Origin of the sequence: Aquimarina sp. TRL1 (assembly GCF_013365535.1) — a bacterium.
In the GTDB taxonomy this organism is placed as follows: Bacteria; Bacteroidota; Bacteroidia; order Flavobacteriales; family Flavobacteriaceae; genus Aquimarina; species Aquimarina hainanensis.
On sequence record NZ_CP053590.1, the window covers coordinates 1,728,761 to 1,752,890 of the forward strand.

Annotated in this window: 18 protein-coding genes and 1 tRNA gene; 10 read left to right on the forward strand and 9 right to left on the reverse strand. The window is 30.8% G+C overall.

Going from position 1 to position 24,130, the window contains the following annotated elements:
• The first annotated feature begins 6 nt into the window (after positions 1-6).
• The 3 genes from HN014_RS07010 (at position 7) to HN014_RS07020 (ending at position 4,151) form a co-directional block, all read left to right on the forward strand.
• On the forward strand, positions 7-1,845 hold the full coding sequence (locus HN014_RS07010; protein WP_176028171.1) for a M1 family metallopeptidase: 1,839 nt from the start codon (positions 7-9) through the stop codon (positions 1,843-1,845).
• A gap of 244 nt (positions 1,846-2,089) precedes the next feature.
• Entirely contained in the window at positions 2,090-2,467 is a 378-nt protein-coding gene (gene rnpA / locus HN014_RS07015; RefSeq protein WP_176028172.1) for a ribonuclease P protein component, read from the forward strand.
• Between the two features lie 49 nt (positions 2,468-2,516).
• Positions 2,517-4,151, forward strand: coding sequence for a S41 family peptidase (locus HN014_RS07020; RefSeq protein ID WP_176028173.1), 1,635 nt, complete (start codon positions 2,517-2,519; stop codon positions 4,149-4,151).
• 124 nt (positions 4,152-4,275) lie between these two features.
• Here the strand turns inward: HN014_RS07020 and HN014_RS07025 are convergent, their stop codons facing one another.
• The 4 genes from HN014_RS07025 to HN014_RS07040 form a co-directional block, all read right to left on the reverse strand.
• Positions 4,276-4,728 carry a GNAT family N-acetyltransferase gene (locus HN014_RS07025; protein WP_176028174.1) on the reverse strand — a complete coding sequence of 151 codons (453 nt, stop codon included), beginning with the start codon at positions 4,726-4,728 and terminating at the stop codon, positions 4,276-4,278.
• A gap of 5 nt (positions 4,729-4,733) precedes the next feature.
• Positions 4,734-5,165, reverse strand: a complete 432-nt coding sequence (gene rpiB, locus HN014_RS07030; protein WP_176028175.1) for a ribose 5-phosphate isomerase B — start codon at positions 5,163-5,165, stop codon at positions 4,734-4,736.
• A 799-nt stretch (positions 5,166-5,964) separates the two neighbouring features.
• On the reverse strand, positions 5,965-6,204 hold the full coding sequence (locus tag HN014_RS07035; protein WP_176028176.1) for a DUF2007 domain-containing protein: 240 nt from the start codon (positions 6,202-6,204) through the stop codon (positions 5,965-5,967).
• Positions 6,205-6,340: 136 nt separating this feature from the next.
• Positions 6,341-6,520, reverse strand: a complete 180-nt coding sequence (locus HN014_RS07040; protein WP_176028177.1) for a hypothetical protein — start codon at positions 6,518-6,520, stop codon at positions 6,341-6,343.
• A gap of 244 nt (positions 6,521-6,764) precedes the next feature.
• On the opposite strand from HN014_RS07040, the gene rnr reads away from it, so the two are divergent.
• From rnr to HN014_RS07055, 3 genes are all read left to right on the forward strand, one after another.
• Positions 6,765-8,969, forward strand: coding sequence for a ribonuclease R (gene rnr, locus HN014_RS07045; protein WP_176028178.1), 2,205 nt, complete (start codon positions 6,765-6,767; stop codon positions 8,967-8,969).
• 104 nt (positions 8,970-9,073) lie between these two features.
• Entirely contained in the window at positions 9,074-9,751 is a 678-nt protein-coding gene (locus tag HN014_RS07050) for a head GIN domain-containing protein (protein ID WP_176028179.1), read from the forward strand.
• A gap of 39 nt (positions 9,752-9,790) precedes the next feature.
• Entirely contained in the window at positions 9,791-10,474 is a 684-nt protein-coding gene (locus HN014_RS07055) for a LysE family translocator (protein WP_176028180.1), read from the forward strand.
• Between the two features lie 33 nt (positions 10,475-10,507).
• Here the strand turns inward: HN014_RS07055 and HN014_RS07060 are convergent.
• Positions 10,508-10,578, reverse strand: a tRNA-Cys gene (locus tag HN014_RS07060).
• 65 nt (positions 10,579-10,643) lie between these two features.
• Positions 10,644-11,000 (reverse strand): dihydroneopterin aldolase, encoded by a 357-nt coding sequence (gene folB / locus HN014_RS07065; RefSeq protein ID WP_176028181.1) that lies wholly within the window; start codon positions 10,998-11,000, stop codon positions 10,644-10,646.
• A 460-nt stretch (positions 11,001-11,460) separates the two neighbouring features.
• On the opposite strand from folB, the gene HN014_RS07070 reads away from it, so the two are divergent.
• Positions 11,461-13,497: a glutamine--tRNA ligase/YqeY domain fusion protein gene (locus HN014_RS07070; RefSeq protein WP_176028182.1), complete on the forward strand. Its 2,037-nt coding sequence runs from the start codon at positions 11,461-11,463 to the stop codon at positions 13,495-13,497.
• Positions 13,498-14,331: 834 nt separating this feature from the next.
• On the opposite strand, the gene HN014_RS07075 is transcribed toward HN014_RS07070, so the two are convergent.
• From HN014_RS07075 to HN014_RS07085, 3 genes are all read right to left on the reverse strand, one after another.
• A complete protein-coding gene (locus HN014_RS07075; protein ID WP_176028183.1) occupies positions 14,332-15,294 on the reverse strand; it encodes an SPFH domain-containing protein in 963 nt (320 codons plus the stop codon).
• A gap of 155 nt (positions 15,295-15,449) precedes the next feature.
• Positions 15,450-16,964, reverse strand: coding sequence for a glutamate--tRNA ligase (gene gltX / locus HN014_RS07080; protein WP_176028184.1), 1,515 nt, complete (start codon positions 16,962-16,964; stop codon positions 15,450-15,452).
• A gap of 80 nt (positions 16,965-17,044) precedes the next feature.
• Positions 17,045-18,100 (reverse strand): alkane 1-monooxygenase, encoded by a 1,056-nt coding sequence (locus tag HN014_RS07085; protein WP_176028185.1) that lies wholly within the window; start codon positions 18,098-18,100, stop codon positions 17,045-17,047.
• Positions 18,101-18,201: 101 nt separating this feature from the next.
• On the opposite strand from HN014_RS07085, the gene HN014_RS07090 reads away from it, so the two are divergent.
• The 3 genes from HN014_RS07090 to mnmG all read left to right on the forward strand — a co-directional run bounded on the left by HN014_RS07090 (position 18,202) and on the right by mnmG (position 24,001).
• Positions 18,202-21,597, forward strand: coding sequence for a DUF4175 family protein (locus HN014_RS07090; protein ID WP_176028186.1), 3,396 nt, complete (start codon positions 18,202-18,204; stop codon positions 21,595-21,597).
• Positions 21,590-22,009, forward strand: coding sequence for an rRNA maturation RNase YbeY (gene ybeY / locus HN014_RS07095; protein ID WP_176028187.1), 420 nt, complete (start codon positions 21,590-21,592; stop codon positions 22,007-22,009). Before HN014_RS07090 ends, ybeY begins: the two co-directional genes overlap by 8 nt.
• A 120-nt stretch (positions 22,010-22,129) precedes the next feature.
• Positions 22,130-24,001, forward strand: a complete 1,872-nt coding sequence (mnmG, locus tag HN014_RS07100) for a tRNA uridine-5-carboxymethylaminomethyl(34) synthesis enzyme MnmG (protein ID WP_176028188.1) — start codon at positions 22,130-22,132, stop codon at positions 23,999-24,001.
• Positions 24,002-24,130: the final 129 nt, after the last annotated feature.

Here is a 24,130-nt window from a genome sequence, read left to right on the forward strand (position 1 = left end):
TACGTAATGAATACATCAAAAAGAATAACATTCTTAGGTTTTTTACTAGGATTTATTACCCTGTTCGCTCAGAATAATACAACATACTGGCAACAGCATGTCGATTATAAAATAGCAGTGGACATGGATGTAGAAACCTATAAGTTTAAGGGAACTCAGGAATTAACATACACCAATAACTCACCTGATACGTTATATCAGGTGTTTTATCATCTTTATTTCAATGCCTTTCAACCCGGAAGTGAAATGGATGTCAGATCACTTAACATAGCAGATCCGGATCCAAGAGTAATGGATAGAATCAGTAAACTTACTCCAGAAGAAATTGGATATCTGAAAGTTAGTTCCTTAAAGAAAAATGGAAAAGAAGTTTCTCATACTACAGAAGGAACGGTACTGGAAGTAACCTTAAAAGAACCTATACTCCCAGGAGAAAAAACAACCTTCTCAATGGAGTTTGATGGACAAGTTCCTGTTCAAATTCGTCGTTCTGGTCGTAATAATAAAGAAGGAGTTGCACTATCCATGACACAATGGTACCCAAAAATGGCGGAGTACGATTTTGAAGGCTGGCATGCAGATCCTTATATCGCTAGAGAATTTCACGGCGTATGGGGTAATTTTGATGTAACAATAACAATCGACAAGAATTATATTCTGGGAGCCTCTGGATACCTTCAAAACCCTCAGGAAATCGGATATGGGTATGAAAAAGAAGGAACCAAGGTTAAGAGAAAAGGAAAAAAACTTTCCTGGCATTTTATCGCTCCTAAGGTACATGATTTTACCTGGGCTGCTGATCCGGAATACATTCATGATGTAGTAACCATGCCTGAAGGACCTACCCTACATTTCTTATATAAGAATGATGAAAAAATTCTGGAAAACTGGAAGGTTTTACAGCCTAAAACGGTAGAACTAATGAAATACTTCAATGAACATATAGGTACCTATCCATATGATCAATATTCGGTAATTCAGGGAGGAGACGGTGGAATGGAATATGCTATGTGTACACTAATAACAGGAAATCGTACATTAAACAGCCTTGTCGGTGTTACAGCTCATGAATTAGCACATGCATGGTTTCAGCATATTCTGGCAACTAACGAAACAAAACACGAGTGGATGGACGAAGGTTTTACTACTTATATTTCTACGCTGGCTACCAGTAAAGTTCTTAACAGTACCAAATCAGATCCGCTACAAAATATCTATAAAGGATACTACAGTTTAGCCAATTCAGGAATAGAACAACCACAAAGTACTTATGCAGATCATTATGACAGAAATGTAGCCTATGGTGCCTCTGCATATTCCAAAGGAAGTGTTTTCTTATCACAGTTAGGATATATCATCGGAGAAGAAAACCTAGCAAAAACCCTAAAGAGATACTTCGATGAATGGAAGTTCAAACATCCAACTCCAAATGATTTTAAGCGTATAGCAGAAAAAGTATCCGGAATACAATTAGATTGGTATTTGGTGGATTGGACTCAGACAACGGGTAAAATTGATTATGCAATAAAAGAAGTTACTGAAAAGGATAACAAAACGGAAGTAACTCTGGAAAGAATCGGATTAATTCCTATGCCAATGGATATTTATGTAGAATATACAGATGGTACTAAAGAATCTTTTTATATTCCATTGCGTATTATGAGAGGTGAAAAAGAGAATCCTTTTCCTTCTTTAAAAAGAACTGTAAAACCCGATTGGACTTGGGCACATCCAACGTATTCTTTTGATATAGAAAAACCAAAATCAACTATAAAATCTATCACTATCGATGTTTCTAATAAAATGGCAGATAGTAATAGTGGAAATAATAGTTTCAAACAATAAAATTGGTCAATCTTATATAAATATTAACATTAAAAAAGCCTTTTCTGAATAATAGAAAAGGCTTTTTTAATGTCTTAGAGTAACACATTAGATATGATATTTTTCATAAAAAACTTAGAATATAACACCTCTTTATAATCGAGTAAAGTATAAAGTATATCGTTTAAAGAGAATTTCGTCTCAAAATGTAGATTAAAAAGCTTTTTTTTTTCAAAAAACATTCTAATTAGTACATTCGTCTCATATGTCAGTAACGTTTGGTAAAAAAGAGAAATTAAAAAGTAAAAAGGAGATAACCTTGTTATTTTCTGAAGGGAAATCAGTAAGTGCTTACCCTATTCGGCTTATTTATTCTAAAAAATCTCAAAAAGATCTTCCCCTTATAAAAGCAGGAGTCTCTGTCGGAAAAAGAAATTTTAAAAGAGCCGTAGACAGAAACCATATAAAACGCTTGTTACGGGAATCTTACCGAAAAAATAAGTATCTTGTAACAGAAAAGAATACAGATTATTTTTCTTTTTTATTCTTATACACTGGTAAAGAAATACCTGATTATGCGTTTCTGGAATCCAAAATGAAAAAAGTGTTACTCAAGTTTGTGGAACAAGAAATGTCTCATTGAAAAAATTAAGAATCATTCTGACTTTTTGATTAAAAATTACGCCCTTACTATGAAAAAGAAAATTATATATCCAATACTCGCTGCTTTTATATTGCTTTTTACGGCAAGTTTCAGTTTCAAATCTGATTTTTTTGAAATCGCAAAACAAATTGAAATTTTCACCACTATGTTTAAAGAAATAAACATGAATTATGTGGATGAAACTAATCCTGCAGAATTAATGGATACAGCCATAAAAGCAATGCTTAGTGATCTGGATCCTTATACTAAATATTGGAATGAACAAGATGTAGAAGCTTCTAAAATAAGAAATGCAGGAGAATATACTGGTATTGGAGCCTCGGTACGAACTTTTAGTAAAAAAATTGTAATTGTAGAACCTTATGAAGGTTATCCTGCCGATAAAGCTGGATTAAAAGCCGGAGATGAAATTATAAAAATCGGAGATATCAATATAGCTGATTTTAATGAAGATGCAGGAGAACTGCTTAAAGGAGCAAGTGGAACAAAAGTAGAGATCACATATAAACGTCAGGGAGAAACGAAAACAACGACTCTTACCCGATCAGAAATTGAAGTAGATGCGGTTCCTTTTTATACACTATTAGACGATAATACCGCTTATATTATCTTATCCAAATTTAATAGTAAAGCTTCTAGTGAAACAATAGCAGCGCTAAAAGATCTAAAAGCTCAAGGAGCAAATAAAGTCATTCTGGATCTGAGAGGAAATCCAGGAGGTTTATTGAGTGAAGCTGTTAATGTTACTAATATTTTTGTCCCTAAAGGAGAATTAATTACAACTACTAAATCCACTGTAAAAAAGTATAATAAAGTTTATCATACCAAGAAAAAAGCAGTTGATACAGAAATTCCATTAGTAGTATTAGTTAATGGTAGAAGTGCTTCTGCCAGTGAAATTGTTGCCGGTAGTATTCAGGACTTAGATAGAGGTGTTGTTATCGGTGCTAGAAGTTTTGGAAAAGGATTGGTACAACGTCCTAAAAAGTTGACATACGGAACCCAAATAAAAATTACTATCTCCAGATATTACACGCCAAGTGGTAGATGTATTCAAGCATTGGATTACTGGAACAGAGATAAAAACAACAATGCAGTACGCATCAATGAAAAAGATTTTAAAGCCTTTACTACCCGTAATGGTCGTAAAGTATATGATGGAGGAGGAATTCAGCCAGATATCGAATTAGCAACCTCTAAATACAGTGATATTACAAATGCATTATTAAGATCTAATGCCATTTTTGATTATGGTACTAAATACTACTATAGTCATCAATTAGATAACAGTGAGAATTTTTCATTTACGAATCAGGATTACGAAGATTTTAAAAAGTTTGTAAAAGAAAGCGAATTTACATTCGAAACAGAAACAGAACGTACCCTGAAGAAAACATTGGAAGTTGCTAAAAAAGAAAAAATATACAATACTATCTCTCAGGAATACACTTCCTTACTATCTGCTATTGAGAAATCTAAAGAAAAAGGACTCGATACCTATAAAAGTGAAATAGTTACCCTACTAACAGATGAAATTATAAAACGTTATTTCTATAGAAAAGGATTGTATTCTTACTATGTAAATCACAATCCTGAAATTGCTAAAGGAAAAGAAATTCTTAGCAACCTTTCTGATTATAAAAAAATTCTAAAAATTAAATGATTTCCCCATTTTTATAAGCCTCAAGAAACATTTAAATCTAAATTATCTAAGTAGATAATAGAAAAGATATAAAATATAAAAAGCTCGGTAAATAACGAGCTTTTTATATTTTGAAATTATGCATTTAATCTCTTATCATTGCCACATGAGGGATTCCATCTTCTAAATACTCATCCCCTACTACACTAAAACCGTGTTTTTTATAGAAATTAATTAAATATTTCTGTGCAGAAATCTTAATTTTAGACGTGTGATAATGTTCTTCAATAGCTTTGATACTAGCTATAATAAGATCATGACCATATTTGTGCTTTCGTTCGTTTTCTGCTACTACAACACGACCTAAGCTAGTAGCTTCATCAAAATAAGCACCACTATCAAATAATCTCGTATAAGCAACAATTTTTTCGTCCTTATATCCAATAACATGTAATGCATTTCTATCTTTTCCATCCAAATCTTGATATACACAATCCTGCTCTACTACAAATACCTCAGCTCTAAGCCTTAATATATCATAAAGTACAGTCGTAGATAATTGATCAAAATTTCTTACTTCGAAATGAATTCCACTCATAGATATTAACAATTAGATATTTTATTCACCCTATTCAGATGTCTACCTCCTTCAAATTCAGTAGCTAAAAATGTTTTTACCATCTCTAAAGCTTGAGGTAAAGAGGTAAATCGTGCCGGAATACTAATAATATTGGCATCATTGTGCAACCTGGTTAACTCGGTAATTTCTTTTGTCCAGCATAATCCCGCACGCACGTTTTTATACTTGTTAGCTGTCATGGAAACTCCATTACCACTCCCGCAAATTAATATACCCAGCGCTACTGCTTTGGTATCTACATCCTTTGCAACAGGGTGTACAAAATCGGGATAATCTACACTGCTTTCCTCATCAGTACCATAATTTACAACTTCGATACCCTGTGATTCCAAATAAGCAACAATTGCAAATTTATATGCAGTACCTGCGTGGTCATTTCCTATCGCTATTTTCATTTTGTTTAAAATAATTAATTAGTTAAGTATCATATAATCACCCAAATAATTATACCTTTTTGAGGTTATTAACACCCGGAATGTAATTTACAATACCTATATATAGTTTATTAGGAGCAAAGATACTTCAAAGCTTAAAAATTAGCCTGTAAAAAAATATAAATTACACAATTCACATAGAAATGGTTCCTGGTAATATTAAACAGATAAGTCTCAATACATAGATCCCCAGAAAATCAACACCCTGTTAATAACCTCGTAACTATTTAATAATTAATGTTTTATTTTTAATTCTATACTATAAAAGAGAAAATTTTGTTATAAAATCAGCAAACACCATTTCTCCTGTTAATAAAACATCATTTCTGTTAATAGCTAATGTGAATAAATAGTTACTAAAATTCATAAAGTTTATTTGGAAAACTTTTTCAAAATTTCAATACAGCAATCACTTTATTAAATCAAAATTATAAGTCCTTTTTTTTTGGAGAAGTTTTCAGGTAGAAAAAGTACATTATTAACGCTCATTTTTTATTCAAAATATTAAATTTTTAAAGTATAGATTTGCTATTAACAGCTGTTGATAACCTATATCTATTTCAAGATTATCAATAGATTAGAAGTTGTATATCCTGTTCATATCTGTTTTACTAAATGAATCAACTTAAAAAGCAAAAAAAAATTAAAAAAGTTATACCGCTATTAACAGCCTATAATAAGTATCATTTTAATTTTAAAAAAAAGAAAAAAAAAGAAGTATATAGTAATATATGTTAATAACAAGAATGGTATTGAATAGTTATACGATTCGTAGATGAGAATTGGTATTGAAGTCTCTGATTATTTGTTCTGCTTTTTCCTGATCTCGCCGGTGAACTTTGAGATTGATTCCGGCGATTAAATTGGTGTGAAAAGGGAGAACGCTGTTAGTAATTTCGTTTTCAAAGAAATAATCGATGCCTTCTCTGTCTAAAAGAAGTTTTAAAACCGTATATTCGTGCTGAAAAGTAAAGGTGGCTATAATTACGTAATCCTTCATCCGTTATTTTGATTGTGTTTTTAGCTCAGATGTACTAACCTGTAAACGAAGTAATAATAGCTCTGTCTGTAGGGTTGGTTCATTTAATTTAATTAGGAATATGAATTTTCTAAATATACAAATAAAAGACTAATAGTTAGTTAACTTTAGTTGCTTCTCTATCTGTATTTCCCTTTTGATCTATTTCTTTTTGTGTATTTATTTCACTCTTTTGATCAATGGTATTTTCTATGTATAAGGAAAGTGTATATACTCCTAATAAAAAAATTAAGATAAAGAATACGATGATTTTATGTATTTTTTTGATTTTGAGCATGAGGGATAATTAAATAACGGTTTAGAAGTAAATTTGGTATGTTAAAATTAAACAAATTTTTATGAATAATCGTAAGTAAATCGCTTTTCCTGAGAAGAAATAGAATGTCATATGGAGAATGAGAAAAGAAAACCAAATGTGCTACTATTAAATAATAATCAAAAGGAGTGTAAAAGTTAAACTTAAAATTGCGAATGTTAACGTATAAGCACTACATTTATAAAATATAACATAAACGATATTAATGAAAAGAAAGAATAGAAGAGGAAGAAAGAAATCACCCAAAATAGAAAATCTTAGCAGTAAAATATTCAAAATATTAAAATCAGAACCTAATAAAACATTTAACTATAAGCAACTTGCAGCTAAGTTTGGTGTAGATGACCCAAGTAGTAGGAATCAAATTATAAAGAAACTTAGCCAATTAGCTGCAAAGCAAGAAATAGAAGAAGTGGAACGTGGAAAATTTAAAGTTGTTCGTTCTGTGCATATGTATACAGGTATTTTGGATGTTACCTCTAAAGGAACTGGGTATGTAATTGTAGAGGAGTTAGAAAATGATATTTTTATTCCTGCCAATGGAATGAATAAAGCCCTTCATGGTGATGAAGTAGAAGTCTATGTATATAAGAGAAGAAGAAAAGGAAAAATAGAAGGAGAGATTGCAAAAATCATTAAACGAAAGAAAAATGAGTTTGTCGGTGTAATAGAAATCCAAAAGAACTATGCTTTTGTATCCATCCCTGATACAAGAATGTACACGGATATTTTTATACCGAAGAATAAGATTCATAAAGCGGAACATGGGGATAAGGTATTAGTACGGTTAGACGATTGGCCGGATAATGCAGAATCTCCATTTGGAACAGTTTTAAAAACATTGGGTAAACCAGGAGATCACGATACCGAAATACATGCTATTCTCGCTCAATATGGGTTGCCTTATGAATTTCCGGAAGAAGTAGAAGCATATGCTAATGCTATTGATACTACGATCAAAGAAGAAGAAATAAAAAAGCGTAGAGATATGAGAGATACGCTTACTTTTACTATAGACCCTAAAGATGCTAAGGATTTTGATGATGCATTATCTTTTCAGGTATTAGAAAATGGAAATTATGAGGTAGGAATTCATATTGCTGATGTTTCTCATTATGTAAAACCAGGAACAATCCTGGATGATGAAGCTTATGAAAGAGCTACTTCTGTTTATCTGGTAGATAGAGTAGTACCGATGTTACCAGAGATTTTATCTAATAACGCATGTTCCTTAAGACCTCATGAAGAAAAATATACATTTTCTGCTGTTTTTGAAATGAATGAAAAAGCACAGATTATCCAATCGTGGTTTGGGAGAACCGTTACTTATTCAGATGCCAGATTTGCTTATGAAGAGGCACAGCATATTATAGAAACTAAAGGAAATGAAATTCCTGCAACAATTTCTCTGACAGGAGAAACCTATTCAGCAGATCAATCTGTTGCTGATGCTATTCTGAAATTAGATGAATTGGCTAAGATTATGAGACGAAAAAGAATGGGGGATGGGGCCATATCTTTTGATAAAGTAGAAGTTAAGTTTCATCTCAATGATAAGAATGAACCTACTGGTGTATTTTTTAAAACATCCAAAGATGCTAATAAACTGATCGAAGAGTTTATGCTTTTAGCTAATAGAAAAGTTTCTGAATTCATAGGGAAACAATCACCCAAGAAAACATTTGTATATAGGGTACACGATGAACCAAATGATGAAAAATTAGCCTCTTTACAGACGATTATAGGACGATTTGGGTATAAGCTTGATCTAAGAGACAGAAAGTCTACGACGAGCTCTTTAAATACTTTATTAAAGGATGTACAAGGAAAGAAAGAACAGAATCTTGTAGATACCCTTGCAATACGAAGTATGAGTAAAGCCGAATATACAACCCATAATATTGGGCATTATGGATTGGCCTTTGATTACTATTCTCATTTTACATCTCCAATAAGACGATACCCAGATGTTATGGCACATAGATTGTTACAACATTATCTGGATGGCGGTAAATCTGTATCAGAAGAAGAATACAATGAAAAATGTAATCATAGTAGTGATATGGAAAATCTCGCAGCTAGTGCAGAACGTGACTCTATTAAATTTATGCAAATTAAGTTTATGAAGGATCATGAAACAGAGCGTTTTCTAGGAGTAATATCAGGCGTTACCGAATGGGGAATATATGTAGAAATTATAGATAATAAATGCGAAGGAATGGTGCGAATTAAGGATATGAGAGATGATGAATATGATTTTGATCAGGAACAATACGCAGTAGTGGGAAGAAAAACTAAAAAAACATATCAATTAGGTGATGAAGTATATGTAAAAGTTAAAAATGCTGATATCGTAAAAATGCATTTGGATTTCACCATAGAGGGAAGCAGAGAAGAAATTGAAGAATAAGAATACATTTCTAATCTCGTTTTCTATCATATGATACAAGTGATCTACTTTAGTAGATGAAACATATATTTCGATAATCGAGTAAGAATTAGTAAAAAATATAGATGAAAAAAGCAATGTTGACTCTTTGTTTATTGATGGGAATGTATTCTTATTCCCAGCGAATGATCACAAGAGAAATTAACAGTTTCGATGAATTAAAAGTATTTGATAAAATTCCTGTTACCCTAAAAAAAAGCCAATGGAATCGGGTAGATATCGAAGGAATTCAAAAAGATCAAATTAAGATTGTAGAAAAAAACAGAACTTTAAAAATAAGAATGTCTCTCGATAATCTCTGGAGTAGTGATAAAACAACAAAAGTAACCGTATATTACACAGACATAGATATCATAGATGCGAATGAAGGAGCCAGAGTTTTTTTAGGAGATACATTAGTCAATAAAAAGTTGATTTTAAAAACACAGGAAGGAGCTTCTATCAAAGGAGCAATTCGTACAGATGATTTATTAGTGAAAGCGATTTCTGGAGGTCATTTAAAATTAAAGGGGATTGCCACAGATCAGGAAATTATGATTAATTCTGGAGGGAGTTTTGAAGCCAAAAATTTACAATCAGAGGTAACCAATGTCAGAATTAGTGCTGGAGGAAATGCCAGTATTTATGCTACAGATTTTGTGATTGCCAAAACTACTGCGGGTGGAACCATACGGATCTATGGTAATCCAAGAGAAATTGATGGAAAAAGAGTTTTAGGAGGAAAAATAATAGAGGTTAACTAAATCGTATTTTCTAAATTTGCAGTAAACTTAGTACGCACTATGCTTCAAGATATTCAGGCAGCAATTCCATTAGGATTTTTTTTAGCCTTTTTAATAGGTCCAGTATTTTTCGTTTTACTCGAAACTGCTGCTATTAAGGGAGTAAAGGCAGCAATATCTTTTGATCTCGGAGTGATTCTTGCTGATATAGTTTTTATTGCAATTGCGTACCTGACTAGTTTTCAGTTATTAGAAAACCTAAGTAATCAACCTGGATTATATGTTTTTGGAGGGATGATCCTGGTTGTTTATGGACTTATTACCTATCTGAAAAAACCGAGTAGAGAAGCATTGGATCCTAATCGATTAAAAGTAAAAAAGAATAACTACCTGAGTCTTTTTGTTAAAGGATTTTTACTCAATTTTATAAATATTGGTGTTTTAGTATTTTGGCTGGGTTTAATTATTATTGTAGGACCTACTCTGGATAATGATCCCAATAGGTTGTTTTTGTTTTTTGGAGTAACAATTGGGGTTTATTTTGCTACAGATTTACTAAAAATAATATTAGCAAAGCAATTAAAGAGAAAATTAACACCCAGAAGGATTTTTAAAATAAAGAAATTATTGGGCTTCATATTGATACTCTGTGGAATAATAATGACCGTAAAAGGGTTCTTGCCAAAAGATAAATTAGATATCCAAAAAGGAATCGAAAAGATTAATACAGAGCGTATTAAATAAAAAAACCTTTATCATTTGATAAAGGTTTTTTTGAGGTGTCGAGCGGATTCGAACCGCTGTAGATGGTGTTGCAGACCACTGCCTAGCCACTCGGCCACGACACCCTGATCGTTTCGCTGGCAAATGTAAAAAAAATTATACGTTTTTGTAGAACGATTCGTAAATAAAATTATCTTTTTTTACTTCTTGTAATTGTTACCATTTCTACATTTCCCCCAATAGGAGGGTTTATTTTAGAAAGATCAACAGTAACTTTTTTAACCAGAGGTATTTCCTCTAAGATACGATTTAAAATTCGTTCTGCAGCATGTTCTAATAATTTTGATCGGATTGCCATTTCTTCTTTGACAATATGATTGAGGTGAACATAATCTACAGTATCAGCAAGATGATCACTTTTTGCTGATTTAGTGAGATCAGCTTTTATTCTGAGATCTACTCTGTAATCAGATCCTATTTTTTTTTCTTCTACTAAACATCCGTGGTATGCGTAGACCTTGATATTTTGTAATGTAATTATACCCAATGTGATTTGTTTTTACGCAAAGGTAGAACATTCCTGAAATAAATGTTTCCTTCATACTACACAAAAATAATCTCTATCGGATTATCTCGAGTTAACATTTATTTACTGTGTGTTTACACTGAGATAGTTTACTGTTACCATCAATATACGTTTGTACGAAACGTTGAATAAAATGTGGTTTCTGAACATTGTTTTTATGACATTGTACAGATGTCATAGATAAACTAGTATGTTCATATTCTTGATTTCCCCAACAATTAGGACAAAAATCTTCCTTTTTTATATATTTTGGTGCTTTATACGTTTTACCAATATGACTGTTATGTATTGTATTGTTTTTCATAATTATTTGTTTTTATAAGTAATCGTATTTCATTGATAAAACTTACAGTATTAATGATAGTAAAGCAGGATAGTTCGTATAGAAATTTAGTAATTTTGTAGTTTATTAAACGTACTGATGATAGAAGATAAAAAGTCACTCAATTTTATAGAACATATTGTAGAAGAAGATCTTGCCAATGGTTTGAGCAAGGATGATTTGCGCTTTAGATTTCCTCCGGAACCCAATGGATATTTACATATTGGACATACAAAAGCTATAGGAATCAGCTTTGGATTAGGGTTGCAATATGATGCTCCGGTTAATCTGCGTTTTGATGATACCAATCCGGCAAAAGAGGAACAAGAATATGTTGATGCTATTAAAAGAGATATTGCTTGGTTAGGCTATGAATGGGATAAAGAATGTTACTCGTCTGATTATTTTCAGCAATTATATGATTGGACAGTAGCACTAATAAAGGAAGGAAAAGCTTATGTTGATTCTCAAACTTCTGAAGAGATTGCTGCTCAAAAAGGAACTACTACGGAACCTGGTACAAATAGTCCTTACAGAGATAGATCTGTAGAGGAGAATCTAAAACTTTTTGAAGATATGAAGGCAGGGAAATATGAAGAAGGAACACATGTGGTGAGAGCTAAAATTGATATGGCAGACCCCAATATGCTAATGAGAGACCCTTTGATGTATAGAATTCTAAAGAAAGAACATCATCGTACTGGAAATGATTGGTGTATTTATCCTATGTATGACTGGACACATGGAGAAAGTGATTATATAGAAAATATATCACATTCATTGTGCTCATTAGAGTTTAAACCACATAGAAAATTATATGATTGGTTTTTGGATCAAATCTATGATAGTAGTTTATTAAGACCTAAACAAAGGGAATTTGCCAGATTAAACCTAAGTTATACTATCATGAGTAAACGTAAGTTGCTACAATTAGTCAATGAAGGTATTGTTTCTGGGTGGGATGATCCAAGAATGCCTACTATTTCAGGTTTGAGAAGAAGAGGATATACTCCTAATTCTATCAGAAAGTTTGTGGATACAGTAGGAGTTGCTAAGAGGGAAAATGTAATTGATGTTTCTCTATTGGAGTTTTGTGTTCGGGAAGATCTTAATAAAACAGCACACCGTATTATGGGAGTTTTAAATCCTGTAAAATTGGTAATTACTAATTATCCTGAAGGAGAAGAAGAATGGTTAGAAGCAGAGAATAATCCAGAAGATGTAAATGCAGGAAGCAGACAAGTTCCTTTCTCTAGAGAATTGTATATAGAAAGAGAAGATTTTAAAGAAGAAGCAGGTAGAAAGTTTTTTAGATTGACATTAGGAAAAGAAGTTCGTCTTAAAAATGCTTATATCATTAAAGGAGAAAGTGTTGTCAAAAATGATGCTGGAGATATTATTGAAATACACTGTACTTATGATCCAAAAAGTAAGTCGGGTAGTGGTACTGAAGCATCTAAAAGGAATGTAAAAGGAACATTACATTGGGTATCGATTAAACATGCCATTGCATGTGAAGTACGCGTGTATGATAGATTATTCAATCACGAAGCTCCTGATGGAAATAAGGATAAAAGTTTTATGGATTACATCAATCCTGATTCTTTAAAAGTTCTTACAGGTTATATAGAACCCGCTGTGCAAAATGCAAAGGCATTAGAGCAGTTTCAATTTCAGCGATTAGGATATTTTAATGTCGACACAGATAGTACGGAAGATACATTGGTTTTTAATAAAACAGTTGGATTAAAAGATACTTGGGCTAAAACACAGCCTAAAAATTCAAATACAGTAACTAATAATATCCCTAAAACGCAAAAAGAGATACTTCCTTTAGAAGAAATAAAGAGAGCTGGTAAGAAGTATACAAATTTACCTGAAGAGAAGAGAGAAGCGCTTAAAATAAAAATTAAAGAATTTGCTAAAAAAGTACCAATAGAAGAATTGGTTCCCCTATATAATACGGCAGTAAAGAAAGCAGGTACAAGAATTGCTGTCATGGTTGCATTAGGTGAGATTTTGTTTGACACGAATCAACAACCAGATGCATTGGCCTGGGATTTTATAAATAAGGCAAAAGAAGATAAAAATGATTTATTAAGAGAGGAAGCAACTTTATTAGCTTCTAGATTTTAAATAGTAATATATTCGTGGATCGAAATGAATTTTTACTTTTATAATTAATACTTCGTTAATTTTAGAAGGTAGACTAAAAAACATCTATATAATTTATAGATGTTTTTTTTTGATTGTTTTTAATTATTATATATAAAATCTATTATTTTTTTATTTTTATTTATATAAATTATTAAAAATAGCGCTAAATAAGATGTTTTAAGGAATTTATTTTTTTTAATAGTATGATTATATGCCTAACTAGCTCATCATCCTGTAAACGTCTTTATTTTTATTTTTTTAATTTTATTAAAAGATAAAATAGAGTATATCGATTATTATTTTTAGTTAATTGTTTTTTATTATTATATCTGTTGTTTATTTAAGTTTTATTTAAAATTAATTTTTGTTATAATAAATAAAAACTTTTGATATAGTTTTATTAATAATATTTTATAATAATATATATTAATTATGGTATTTAAGTTTTTTATTTATTTTATATATTGATATCGAATTAATTTAAAACATTTTAAGGAGCTTTTATTTTTAATACTTGTATTTATATCTGATATTTTTTTTATGCTATTATAGGTCTTTATTTTTAGTATACGTAATAATTTTAAGTATTTATTATTGTTAATTATTACTTTGTGTTTTATAATAGATTTTACTTATTAATTATAACCTATTTTAATAAGATATAAACGTTTATTTTTTTTAAGTAAGGTATTTATATGTAAATAGAATTTAAATACAAATACAATATGTTTCTGATGATTTTTATTAAGTAGGCGTAAAAAAAATCCTGTTTCATAAGAAAACAGGATTTTGTATACACGTGGAACAATTTTATTATTCATTAGAAGAATCACCATTCTTTTTTTTGTTGATGATTCCTTTTTTAGCATTTTGTTTTTTTATTTCCTCTCCAATTTGATTTGAAGCAGTAAAAGATGCAATCATATTATTAAGCATATCACTACCGGCTTGTGGAGAATTAGGTAATAAAATTAAATTACTATTTGTTTCTTCTCCGATAGATTGCAATGTATCGTAATGTTGAGTTACTACTATAAGGGCAGAGGCTTCTTGAGAATTGATTCCGACATTGTTTAATACATCAACACTTTCTTCCAGACCTCTGGCAATTTCTCTTCTTTGATCAGCAATACCTTGTCCTTGTAATCTTTTACTTTCTGCTTCTGCTCTTGCTTTGGCTACAATTTTAATCCTTTCTGCTTCTGCTTCGTATTCAGCAGCTATTTTTTCTCTTTCTGCTGCATTAATTCTATTCATAGCCTCTTTTACTTGTAGGTCAGGATCGATATCAGTTACCAAGGTTTTAATTATATCATATCCATAATTAAGCATTGCTTCGTTTAATTCACTTTTTACAGCGATAGCAATATCATCTTTTCTTTCGAAAACATCATCTAATTTCATTTTAGGTACTTCTGCACGAACGACATCAAATACATAAGATGTAATCTGATCATGAGGATTCTCTAATCGATAGAATGCATCATATACTTTATTTTTAATTACTTGAAATTGTACTGAAATTTTTAAACGTACAAAAACATCATCTTTGGTTTTGGTTTCGACGATTACATCTAATTGTTGAATCTTTAAAGTTATCTTTCCTGCTATTCGATCAATTAATGGAATTTTGAAATGTAAACCAGAATTTCTGGTGCTTAAATATTTTCCAAATCTTTCTATGATTATAGCGGTTTGTTGCTTGACGGTGAATATTCCTGTGAAGAGTATAATGACTCCTAAAAATATTAAAAAGTAAAATAAGATTGATCCCATAGTTTTGTTTAATTATTAGATTAAAATTTACAAATTTTTAATTAGACACTTGTCAGTTTGATATATAAATTAGTAGGGGAGGGCTATATATTGGTATATATAAATATAGAATTGTTACAATAAAAAGAAAGCCATCAGTATTGATGGCTTCTTTATTAAGATAATACGGTTTGTAATTGTTGTATTCGTCGTACTGTTTCTTCTTTACCCAAAATAGAAATAATCTCGAAAACATCGGGTCCTTGTAGAGATCCAACCAGGGATAATCGAAGTGGCATCATGATTTTTCCAAATCCTATTTCAGAAGAAGTAATCCATTGCTTTATACTGGTAGTTACCGTTTCTGTATCAAATTGTTTGATATTATTTATTTCATTAATCAGAGAACTCATGAGACTATTAGTATCTTCTTTCCATGCTTTTTTAGACGCTTTAGGATCATAGTTTTTAGGAGCCTGGAAGTAAAATTCAGAAAGATTCCAAAGATCTGTACTAAAAGTAGCTCTTTCTTTTACACTTTGTACAATTCGTGAAAGATCTAAATTTGTAGTGATTTCATGATCTTCTAATTGATTTTTGAAATTAGAAGTTAAAACTTGAAGGCTCAGATTTTGTAAATGCTGTTGTTGAAACCATTTGGTTTTTTCAGGATCAAATTTTGCACCTGCTTTATTTACTTTCTTTAAATCAAATTGCTGAATTAATTCTTCTAATGAGAAAATTTCTTGTTCAGTACCAGGATTCCATCCAAGAAAAGCAAGCATGTTTACAACGGCTTCTGGTAAATAACCATCTTGTTTGTATCCAGAAGAAGTTTCACTATTTTTTGGATCAATCCATTCTAAAGGAAAAACAGGAAAACCTAATTTATCTCCATCTCGTTTGCTGAGTTTTCCTTTTCCTATTGGTTTTAGGATAAGAGGAAGATGAGCAAAGGTTGGAGCTTCCCATCCCAATGATTGATATAGCAATACATGCAAAGCAAGCGAAGGCAACCATTCTTCTCCGCGAATTACATGTGTTATTTCCATAAGATGATCATCAACAATATTGGCTAAATGATAAGTAGGCATTCCATCACTTTTGAACAAAATTTTATCATCTAGTGTTTTGGTTTGTATAGTGATACTTCCTCTTATTTCATCCTGTAGTGATAGTATTTCATCTGCAGGAGTTTTGAATCTGATAACATAAGGTTCTCCAGAAGCTAGTTTTTTATCTATTTGATCTTGTGTTAACGAAAGCGAATTTTGAAGTTGTTCTCTATTTGACCAATTGTAAATAAAAGTTTTTTTCTCAGATTCATATTGTTTTCTCAATGTATCAAGATCCTCAGCTGTATCAAAAGCATAATAAGCTTTTCCTTCATTGATCAATTGATCAGCATATTGTTTATATAAGTGTTTTCTTTCACTTTGTCTGTATGGACCATATTTTCCTTCTTTACCAGGACCTTCATCAAATGGAATATTACACCAGTTTAATGATTCTGTAATATAATCTTCCGCTCCGGGAACATATCTTTTTTGATCTGTATCTTCTATACGAAGAATAAAAGTTCCATTATTTTGTTTAGCGAATAAATAATTAAATAAAGCAGTTCGTACACCACCAATGTGTAATGGACCTGTAGGACTAGGAGCAAATCGAACCCTAATATTTTTTGTCATGGTAATTAGTTTTGCCTTTTATAACAATTAAAATAGGATCAAAGATACAATGTAATTATTGTAATAAAATGGTTTCTTAATTATTCCATGTTTTTTTTATCTATAGGTTTCATAGAATTCGGTACATGTTTGTTCATTATATGAAACCATAAAGGAGGAATTAGTGCAATAAGCATACTGGTTGGATATCCATAAGGGAGTTGTGGACTACTATCGTGGTGTTCCAATACTTGATATTTTTTAGAAGTGCGATGATGGTGATCACTATGCCGGGTGATTTCATAAAGCATAATACGACCTAGTAAGTGATTCGAATTCCATGAATGAATTGGTAGTATTCGTTCATATCTACCATTTTTCTTTTTGATACGTACAAGAGCATAATGTTCTACATAATTGATAGTCTCTAAGAGTAGAATAGAAATAATTGCTGCAATAAATACCACAAGTATTCCAGAGATAGTATAGCGATAGTAAATGAAGAAGAGATATAAAGATTGAAGTAATAGATAACACAACATATCATTGTGTATGGATATAAATTTTTTTCCTTTTTGTCGAAGAAGTTTTTTTTGTATTTGCCAGGCACTGATGTATTGACCATAAATAGAGGAAAACCAAAATTGATAGATAGGTTGATTGTATTGTGCAGTGACTGGATCTTCTTTGGTAGCGACCCTGTTGTGATGCCCGTAATTGTGTTCGATAAAAAAATGCATATATAGGGTAGGAAGGAGCAGAAGTTTTCCTAAATATTTTTCTGTTCCTTTTCTATGACCTAATTCATGACCTACATTAATGGCATTAGAACTTAATACAATTCCTAATGAAATGGTTAGTCCGATACTTTCTGAAAGGGATAGATTATTTTTCGATGCTTCCAATACAGAGAATAGAATGTATATGATCAGTGGGATATTAATCCATAATAAGATATCAAAAAAAGAATCTTTGCTGTAATCAATAGATCCTTTTTTCATAGAAGATTGTTCTTCGGAATGTGTAAATAATTCAAGAACTGGTATAAGAATGAAACTAAATATAGGTGTTATGTATACAAAATAAGAGAGTTTATGTATTCCAATAAGTAAGGTAGCAGGGACGATAAAGGTCGCGAGGTATTGAAATTTTTTCATCGTTATATAATTTGTGGAAGTGTATTTTAGGAAATATAAGGATTCTATTAAAAATAAAAATGGTAGTTTTAAAGGTTAAAGTGTATAGATAGCTAGTAGACATGAGTAATTTTGAAATTATAAAGAATAAATTAGAAGCTTTTATTAGAAAATTTTATGTCAATGAATTAATAAAAGGAAGTATTTTATTCGTTTCGATTGGTGTATTATATCTGATCGTTACATTGTTGATTGAATATTTTTTGTGGTTGCCTTCTATTGGTAGAAGTCTATTGTTTTGGTTATTTATTCTTGTAGCTATAGGATTGCTGGTTAAGTTTATAATCATACCATTATTCAGATTATTTAGACTTACCAAAGGACTGAATTTTTTGAATGCTTCAAAGATGATAGGGAATCATTTTCCGGAAGTAAATGATAAACTAATTAATTTATTACAATTAAATGATGATGGTAATAAATCAGATTTATTAGCAGCGAGTATAGAACAAAAATCTTTAGAGTTAAAACCAATTCCTTTTAAAGTAGCAGTTGATCTTAAGAAAAATGTGTCTTATGCTAAGTATTTATTGATTCCACTTGCTCTTTTTTTACTAGTATCTTTTTTTGGAGGAATTCATTGGTTTTCGGATAGCTATACTAGAGTTGTTAATTATCAAACTGCTTATGTACCTCCGGCACCTTTCGAATTTTTTGTAGTTAATGAGGAATTGAATGCTTTAGAAAATCATGATTATGTATTAAAAGTAAAAACTGTAGGAGATGTTATTCCAGAAAATGCTAGTATACAATTTAATGATGAAAGTTATTTTTTGAAAAGTATAAGCGCAGGTTCTTTTGAATATAAGTTTACAAAACCTAAGAACGATATCACTTTTAGTATAGAAGCAAATGGTATTCATTCTAAAAAATATAAACTACAAGTAGTTCCTGTTCCTGTGTTATTGAGTTTTGATATGGTATTAGATTACCCTTCATACACAAAAAAGAAAGACGAGATTATTAAGAGTTCAGGTAGTGCAGTGATCCCAGAAGGGACGAATGTAACTTGGAAGATTAATACAAGAAATGTAGAAAAGGTAAACTTAAAAACAATAGATACTGTAATATCTTTTAAGCAAAATAGAGAACAATTTGAATACACATCAAGAGTGTTTAATAATCTTGACTATTTACTTTCTACCTCTAATGCTAATGTGAGTGATTATGATAATTTATCTTTTTTATTGAAAGTAATAAAAGATCAATATCCGGAGATTAAATTACAAGCAAAAAGAGATTCATTGGGTTCTGAGAAAATGTTTTTTAAAGGAACACTTAATGATGATTATGGATTGCATCAATTAAATTTAGTGTATTATAACACAAAGAAACCAGACAGTAAAAATCGTATACGGATCCCTATTTCTAAAAATGTATACGAGGAATTCATTTATGTATTTCCTTATAATATCGAACTTACGGATGGAATAGATTATGAGTTTTTCTTTGAGGTTTCCGATAATGATGTATTGCATGGATATAAGAAAACAAAGAGTAAAGTATTTAATTATCGTGCATTGACAGAAGACGAAAGGAAAAATAAAGTATTGCAAGAGCAGAACAAAGCGATTTCAGGATTAAATAAATCTTTAAAGGAATTCAAAAACCAGGAGAATGAATTAAAAGAGCTTAGTAAATTACAAAAAGAGAAGAAGAAATTAGACTTTAACGATCAGAAAAAATTAGAGAATTTTTTAGAAAGACAAAAGAAAGAGGAAGAAATGATGATGAATTTTTCTAAAAAATTAAAAGAAAGTTTAGAAAAACATACATCAAAAAAAGAAGAACCTTTTAAAGATGCTTTAAAAGAACGCTTGGAAAGAAATGAACAACGGTTAAAGAAGAATGAAGAGCTTATAAAAAAGATTAATGAGTTATCAGATAAAATAGATAAAGAAAAACTAACCGAAAAGTTAGAGGATCTTGCTAAGGAAAATAAGAATATAAAAAGAAATTTAGAACAATTATTAGAGCTTACAAAACGGTTTTACGTAAAAGAAAAACAGGAAAAGATAGCAGATGACCTACAGAAGTTAGCAGAGAAACAAGAAAAATTGGCTACTAAAAATGAAGATGAAAACACTAAAGAGAAACAGGAAGAAATAAATAAAGAATTTAATGAAATAGAAAAAGAGCTAAAAGATCTTAAAGAACAAAATGAAGATTTGAAAAAACCAATGGATGTGGGAGCAAATGAAAAGGATAAGCAAGATATAAAAGAACAACAAAAGCAAGCTTCTGACAATTTAGAAAAAGAGAAAACTTCTGATGCAAAGAAAAATCAAAAATCTGCTGCTCAAAAGATGAAAGAAATGAGTGATAAAATGAAGATGCAGATGAGTGCAAATGGAGAAATAGAGATGATGGAAGATGAAGAAATGTTGCGTCAGATTCTTGATAACCTCGTTGATTTTTCAATAGAGCAAGAAGATCTGATGAACGATTTTAAAAATATTAAAATTGATAATCCTATATATTCAAGTAATCTTAAATATCAAAGTGTTTTGAGAGAAAACTTTTTACATATAGATGATAGTATTTATGCCTTAGCTTTGAGAACACCTAAAATTACAGAAGATATAACCGATAAATTGACAGAGATAGAATATAATATAGAAAATGCCTTAAAGAAATTATCCGATAATCAATTATTTCCTGCAACTTCTAATCAGCAATACACGGTAAAAGGAGCTAATGATTTAGCATATCAATTAAGTAGAATTTTAGGACAAATGCAAAATGCTACACCTTCTAGTGGAAGTGGTAAAAGCGGAAAGAATGAATTTCAATTACCAGATATTATAAAGAAACAAGGAGAGCTGAATCAAAAGATGGAAGAAGGAATGAAAAAAGGGGAAAGCCAAGGAAAAGGAAGTAAAGGAGAAAAAGAAAATGGTGAAAAGAAAAATACAAGTAAAGAAGGTGAGAAGGAAGGAGAGAATGATAACGGAAAAAAGAAAGGGAAAGGAAAGAAAGATGGTAATAATAATGAAGGAGGAAATGGAGATGAACAAAGAAACGAACAATTGCAAAGAGAAGAATTAGATGGAGAATTGTTTGAAATTTATAAACAACAATTAGAGTTAAGAAATAAATTACAGGATAAGATTGAAGAGATCGGCTTAGGAAATAAGAAGTCTAAAAATTTGCTTAATAGAATGAAACAAGTAGAAAGGGATCTTTTAGACAAAGGTTTCGATAAAGAGACATTAAAGAGAATGGTAAACTTAAAACATGAACTGTTTAAATTAAAAGAAGCAAGTTTTCAGCAAGGAGAAGATTCTAAAAGACAAAGTGAAACAAACAAAAAAGAATTCGATCAAGATAATCCGAGTATATTAAACGATGCAAAACAATATTTTAATACTACTGAAATTTTAAACAGACAAGTATTACCTTTGCGGCAAAAATACAAAGGAAAAGTTCAGCAATATTTTAAAGAGAAGAATGATTAATTTTTATTACGAAACTAGATATAATCTAGAGAATGAAGAACGTTTGAAAGAATGGATTAAAGATGTGATAATATCAGAAGAAAAAAGTATTGGTGAAATATCTTATATTTTATGTAATGATGAATATCTATTAGATATTAATCAACGTTTTTTAGAACATGATACGTATACGGATATTATTAGTTTTGATAACTCTTTAGGAAATCAACTAAGTGGAGATATTTTTATATCTACAGAAAGGGTAGAAGAAAATGCTAAATTATTTAAAGTATCTAATGAAGAAGAGATGCGTCGGGTATTGATTCATGGAGTGTTACATTTCTGTGGATACAAAGATAAAACGACAAAAGAAGAAGAACTAATGAGAAAGAAAGAAGACGAAAAACTTAAAATGTTCCACGTGGAACGTTGAGTAAAACATACAGTATGTTCCACGTGGAACAAATAAAATAAATCAAAATTAAGTGTTCCACGTGGAACATGTAACGAATAAAAAAACAGATGTTCCACGTGGAACAGATTATATAAAGTTATGTTTGAAAGAGAATATGATGTTATTGTAGTAGGAGGAGGGCATGCAGGTAGTGAAGCTGCGGCAGCTGCTGCGAATATGGGATGCAAAACATTGTTGATCACAATGAATTTGCAGAACATTGCTCAGATGAGTTGTAATCCAGCAATGGGTGGAATTGCAAAAGGACAAATAGTAAGAGAGATTGATGCTTTGGGTGGATATAGTGGAATTGTGAGTGACCGAACGGCTATTCAATTCAAAATGTTGAATAAATCAAAAGGACCTGCAATGTGGAGTCCAAGAGTTCAAAGCGATCGTATGAGGTTTGCCGAAGAATGGAGAAATCTTTTGGAACAAACAGAAAATCTTGATTTTTATCAAGAAATGGTAGGAGGATTGGTGATAGAAGGAAATAAAATTAAGGGAGTGAAAACATCATTGGGTGTTGAGATTAAAAGTAAGTCTGTTGTTTTGACTAATGGAACTTTTTTAAATGGTTTAATACATATTGGAGAAAAACAATTTGGAGGAGGAAGAGCAGGTGAAAAAGCAGCTACAGGAATAACAGAAGAATTGGTGGCTCTTGGTTTTGAATCTGGAAGAATGAAAACAGGAACACCACCTCGTGTAGATGGACGTTCTTTGGACTTTTCTAAAATGATAGAACAACCCGGAGATGAACAACCCGAAAAATTTAGTTATTCGAATATGACATCCCCTTTGAAAAAACAAAGGTCTTGTCATATGACGTATACATCTCCTTTAGTTCATGACTTATTAAGAGAAGGGTTCGACAGGTCTCCTATGTTTAATGGAAGAATAAAAAGTATAGGACCAAGATACTGTCCGTCGATAGAAGATAAAATTAATAGATTCGCGGATAAAGATCGTCATCAGATTTTTGTGGAACCGGAGGGATGGAATACAGTAGAAATGTATATTAATGGATTTTCTACTTCTTTACCAGAAGATGTTCAGTTTAAAGCACTACGTTCTGTAGAAGGTTTTGAAAAAGTAAAATTCTTTCGCCCTGGATATGCAATAGAATACGATTATTTTCCACCCACACAGTTAAAACATACACTTGAGACTAAAATTATAGACGGATTATATTTTGCAGGACAAATTAATGGTACTACAGGATATGAAGAAGCTGCTTCTCAAGGATTAATAGCTGGAGTTAATGCCGCATTACAAGTTAAAGAAAAGGAACCTTTTATTTTAAAAAGAAGCGAAGCTTATATTGGTGTACTGATAGATGATCTAATTACAAAAGGAACAGAAGAACCTTATAGAATGTTTACCTCTAGAGCAGAATATAGAACATTACTACGACAAGATAATGCTGATTTTAGATTAACACCAAAATCTTATGATATAGGATTAGCTACAGAGCAGCGATTAAAAAGAATGGAGAAAAAAGAAAAAGAATCTTCTAATCTTGTTTCCTTTTTTAAAGAAACAAGTATTTCTCCAAAAGAAGCAAATCCTGTATTAGAGAAAAAAGGATCTTCTCCGATGAGTCAAAGTGGTAAACTTTTTAAATTGTTTGCCAGACCACAAATTACTTTAGAGGATGTGATTACTTTTGAGAAAGTGAAAGAGTATATAAATGAAAATAATCTAGAACAAGAAATTTTAGAACAAGCAGAGATTCAGGTAAAATATGCGGGATATATTGAAAAAGAAAAAAATAATGCAGATAAATTGAATCGTTTAGAAGATGTTCGTATTCCAGAAAATTTTGATTATTCTAAGTTGAAGTCATTATCTTTTGAAGCGAGAGAAAAAATGTCGAAAATTAAACCTAGAACGGTATCTCAAGCATCGAGAATTAGTGGAGTCTCTCCTAATGATATTTCGGTATTATTAGTATATATGGGAAGGTAATAAAAGATGTTCCACGTGGAACTTGATACTAAAAACACAAAAAACTATCATTTTTAATAGTTTTTTGTGTTTTTAGCATTTAAAAAGGAGTTTTTTGTTCAAAAAAGTATTTTTTATTCGTTGTATATA

Bases quoted from the DNA above. Each gene is read 5' to 3' on its own strand.
- mnmG (WP_176028188.1), top strand. From the start codon at position 22,130: ATGTTTGAAAGAGAATATGATGTTATTGTAGTAGGAGGAGGGCATGCA.
- rnr (WP_176028178.1), top strand. From the start codon at position 6,765: ATGAAAAGAAAGAATAGAAGAGGAAGAAAGAAATCACCCAAAATAGAA.
- HN014_RS07050 (WP_176028179.1), top strand. From the start codon at position 9,074: ATGAAAAAAGCAATGTTGACTCTTTGTTTATTGATGGGAATGTATTCT.
- HN014_RS07085 (WP_176028185.1), bottom strand. From the start codon at position 18,100: ATGAAAAAATTTCAATACCTCGCGACCTTTATCGTCCCTGCTACCTTA.
- gltX (WP_176028184.1), bottom strand. From the start codon at position 16,964: ATGACAAAAAATATTAGGGTTCGATTTGCTCCTAGTCCTACAGGTCCA.
- rnpA (WP_176028172.1), top strand. From the start codon at position 2,090: ATGTCAGTAACGTTTGGTAAAAAAGAGAAATTAAAAAGTAAAAAGGAG.
- HN014_RS07020 (WP_176028173.1), top strand. From the start codon at position 2,517: ATGAAAAAGAAAATTATATATCCAATACTCGCTGCTTTTATATTGCTT.
- HN014_RS07035 (WP_176028176.1), bottom strand. From the start codon at position 6,204: ATGAAGGATTACGTAATTATAGCCACCTTTACTTTTCAGCACGAATAT.
- HN014_RS07070 (WP_176028182.1), top strand. From the start codon at position 11,461: ATGATAGAAGATAAAAAGTCACTCAATTTTATAGAACATATTGTAGAA.
- rpiB (WP_176028175.1), bottom strand. From the start codon at position 5,165: ATGAAAATAGCGATAGGAAATGACCACGCAGGTACTGCATATAAATTT.
- HN014_RS07090 (WP_176028186.1), top strand. From the start codon at position 18,202: ATGAGTAATTTTGAAATTATAAAGAATAAATTAGAAGCTTTTATTAGA.
- HN014_RS07010 (WP_176028171.1), top strand. From the start codon at position 7: ATGAATACATCAAAAAGAATAACATTCTTAGGTTTTTTACTAGGATTT.
- HN014_RS07025 (WP_176028174.1), bottom strand. From the start codon at position 4,728: ATGAGTGGAATTCATTTCGAAGTAAGAAATTTTGATCAATTATCTACG.
- HN014_RS07075 (WP_176028183.1), bottom strand. From the start codon at position 15,294: ATGGGATCAATCTTATTTTACTTTTTAATATTTTTAGGAGTCATTATA.
- ybeY (WP_176028187.1), top strand. From the start codon at position 21,590: ATGATTAATTTTTATTACGAAACTAGATATAATCTAGAGAATGAAGAA.
- HN014_RS07055 (WP_176028180.1), top strand. From the start codon at position 9,791: ATGCTTCAAGATATTCAGGCAGCAATTCCATTAGGATTTTTTTTAGCC.
- HN014_RS07040 (WP_176028177.1), bottom strand. From the start codon at position 6,520: ATGCTCAAAATCAAAAAAATACATAAAATCATCGTATTCTTTATCTTA.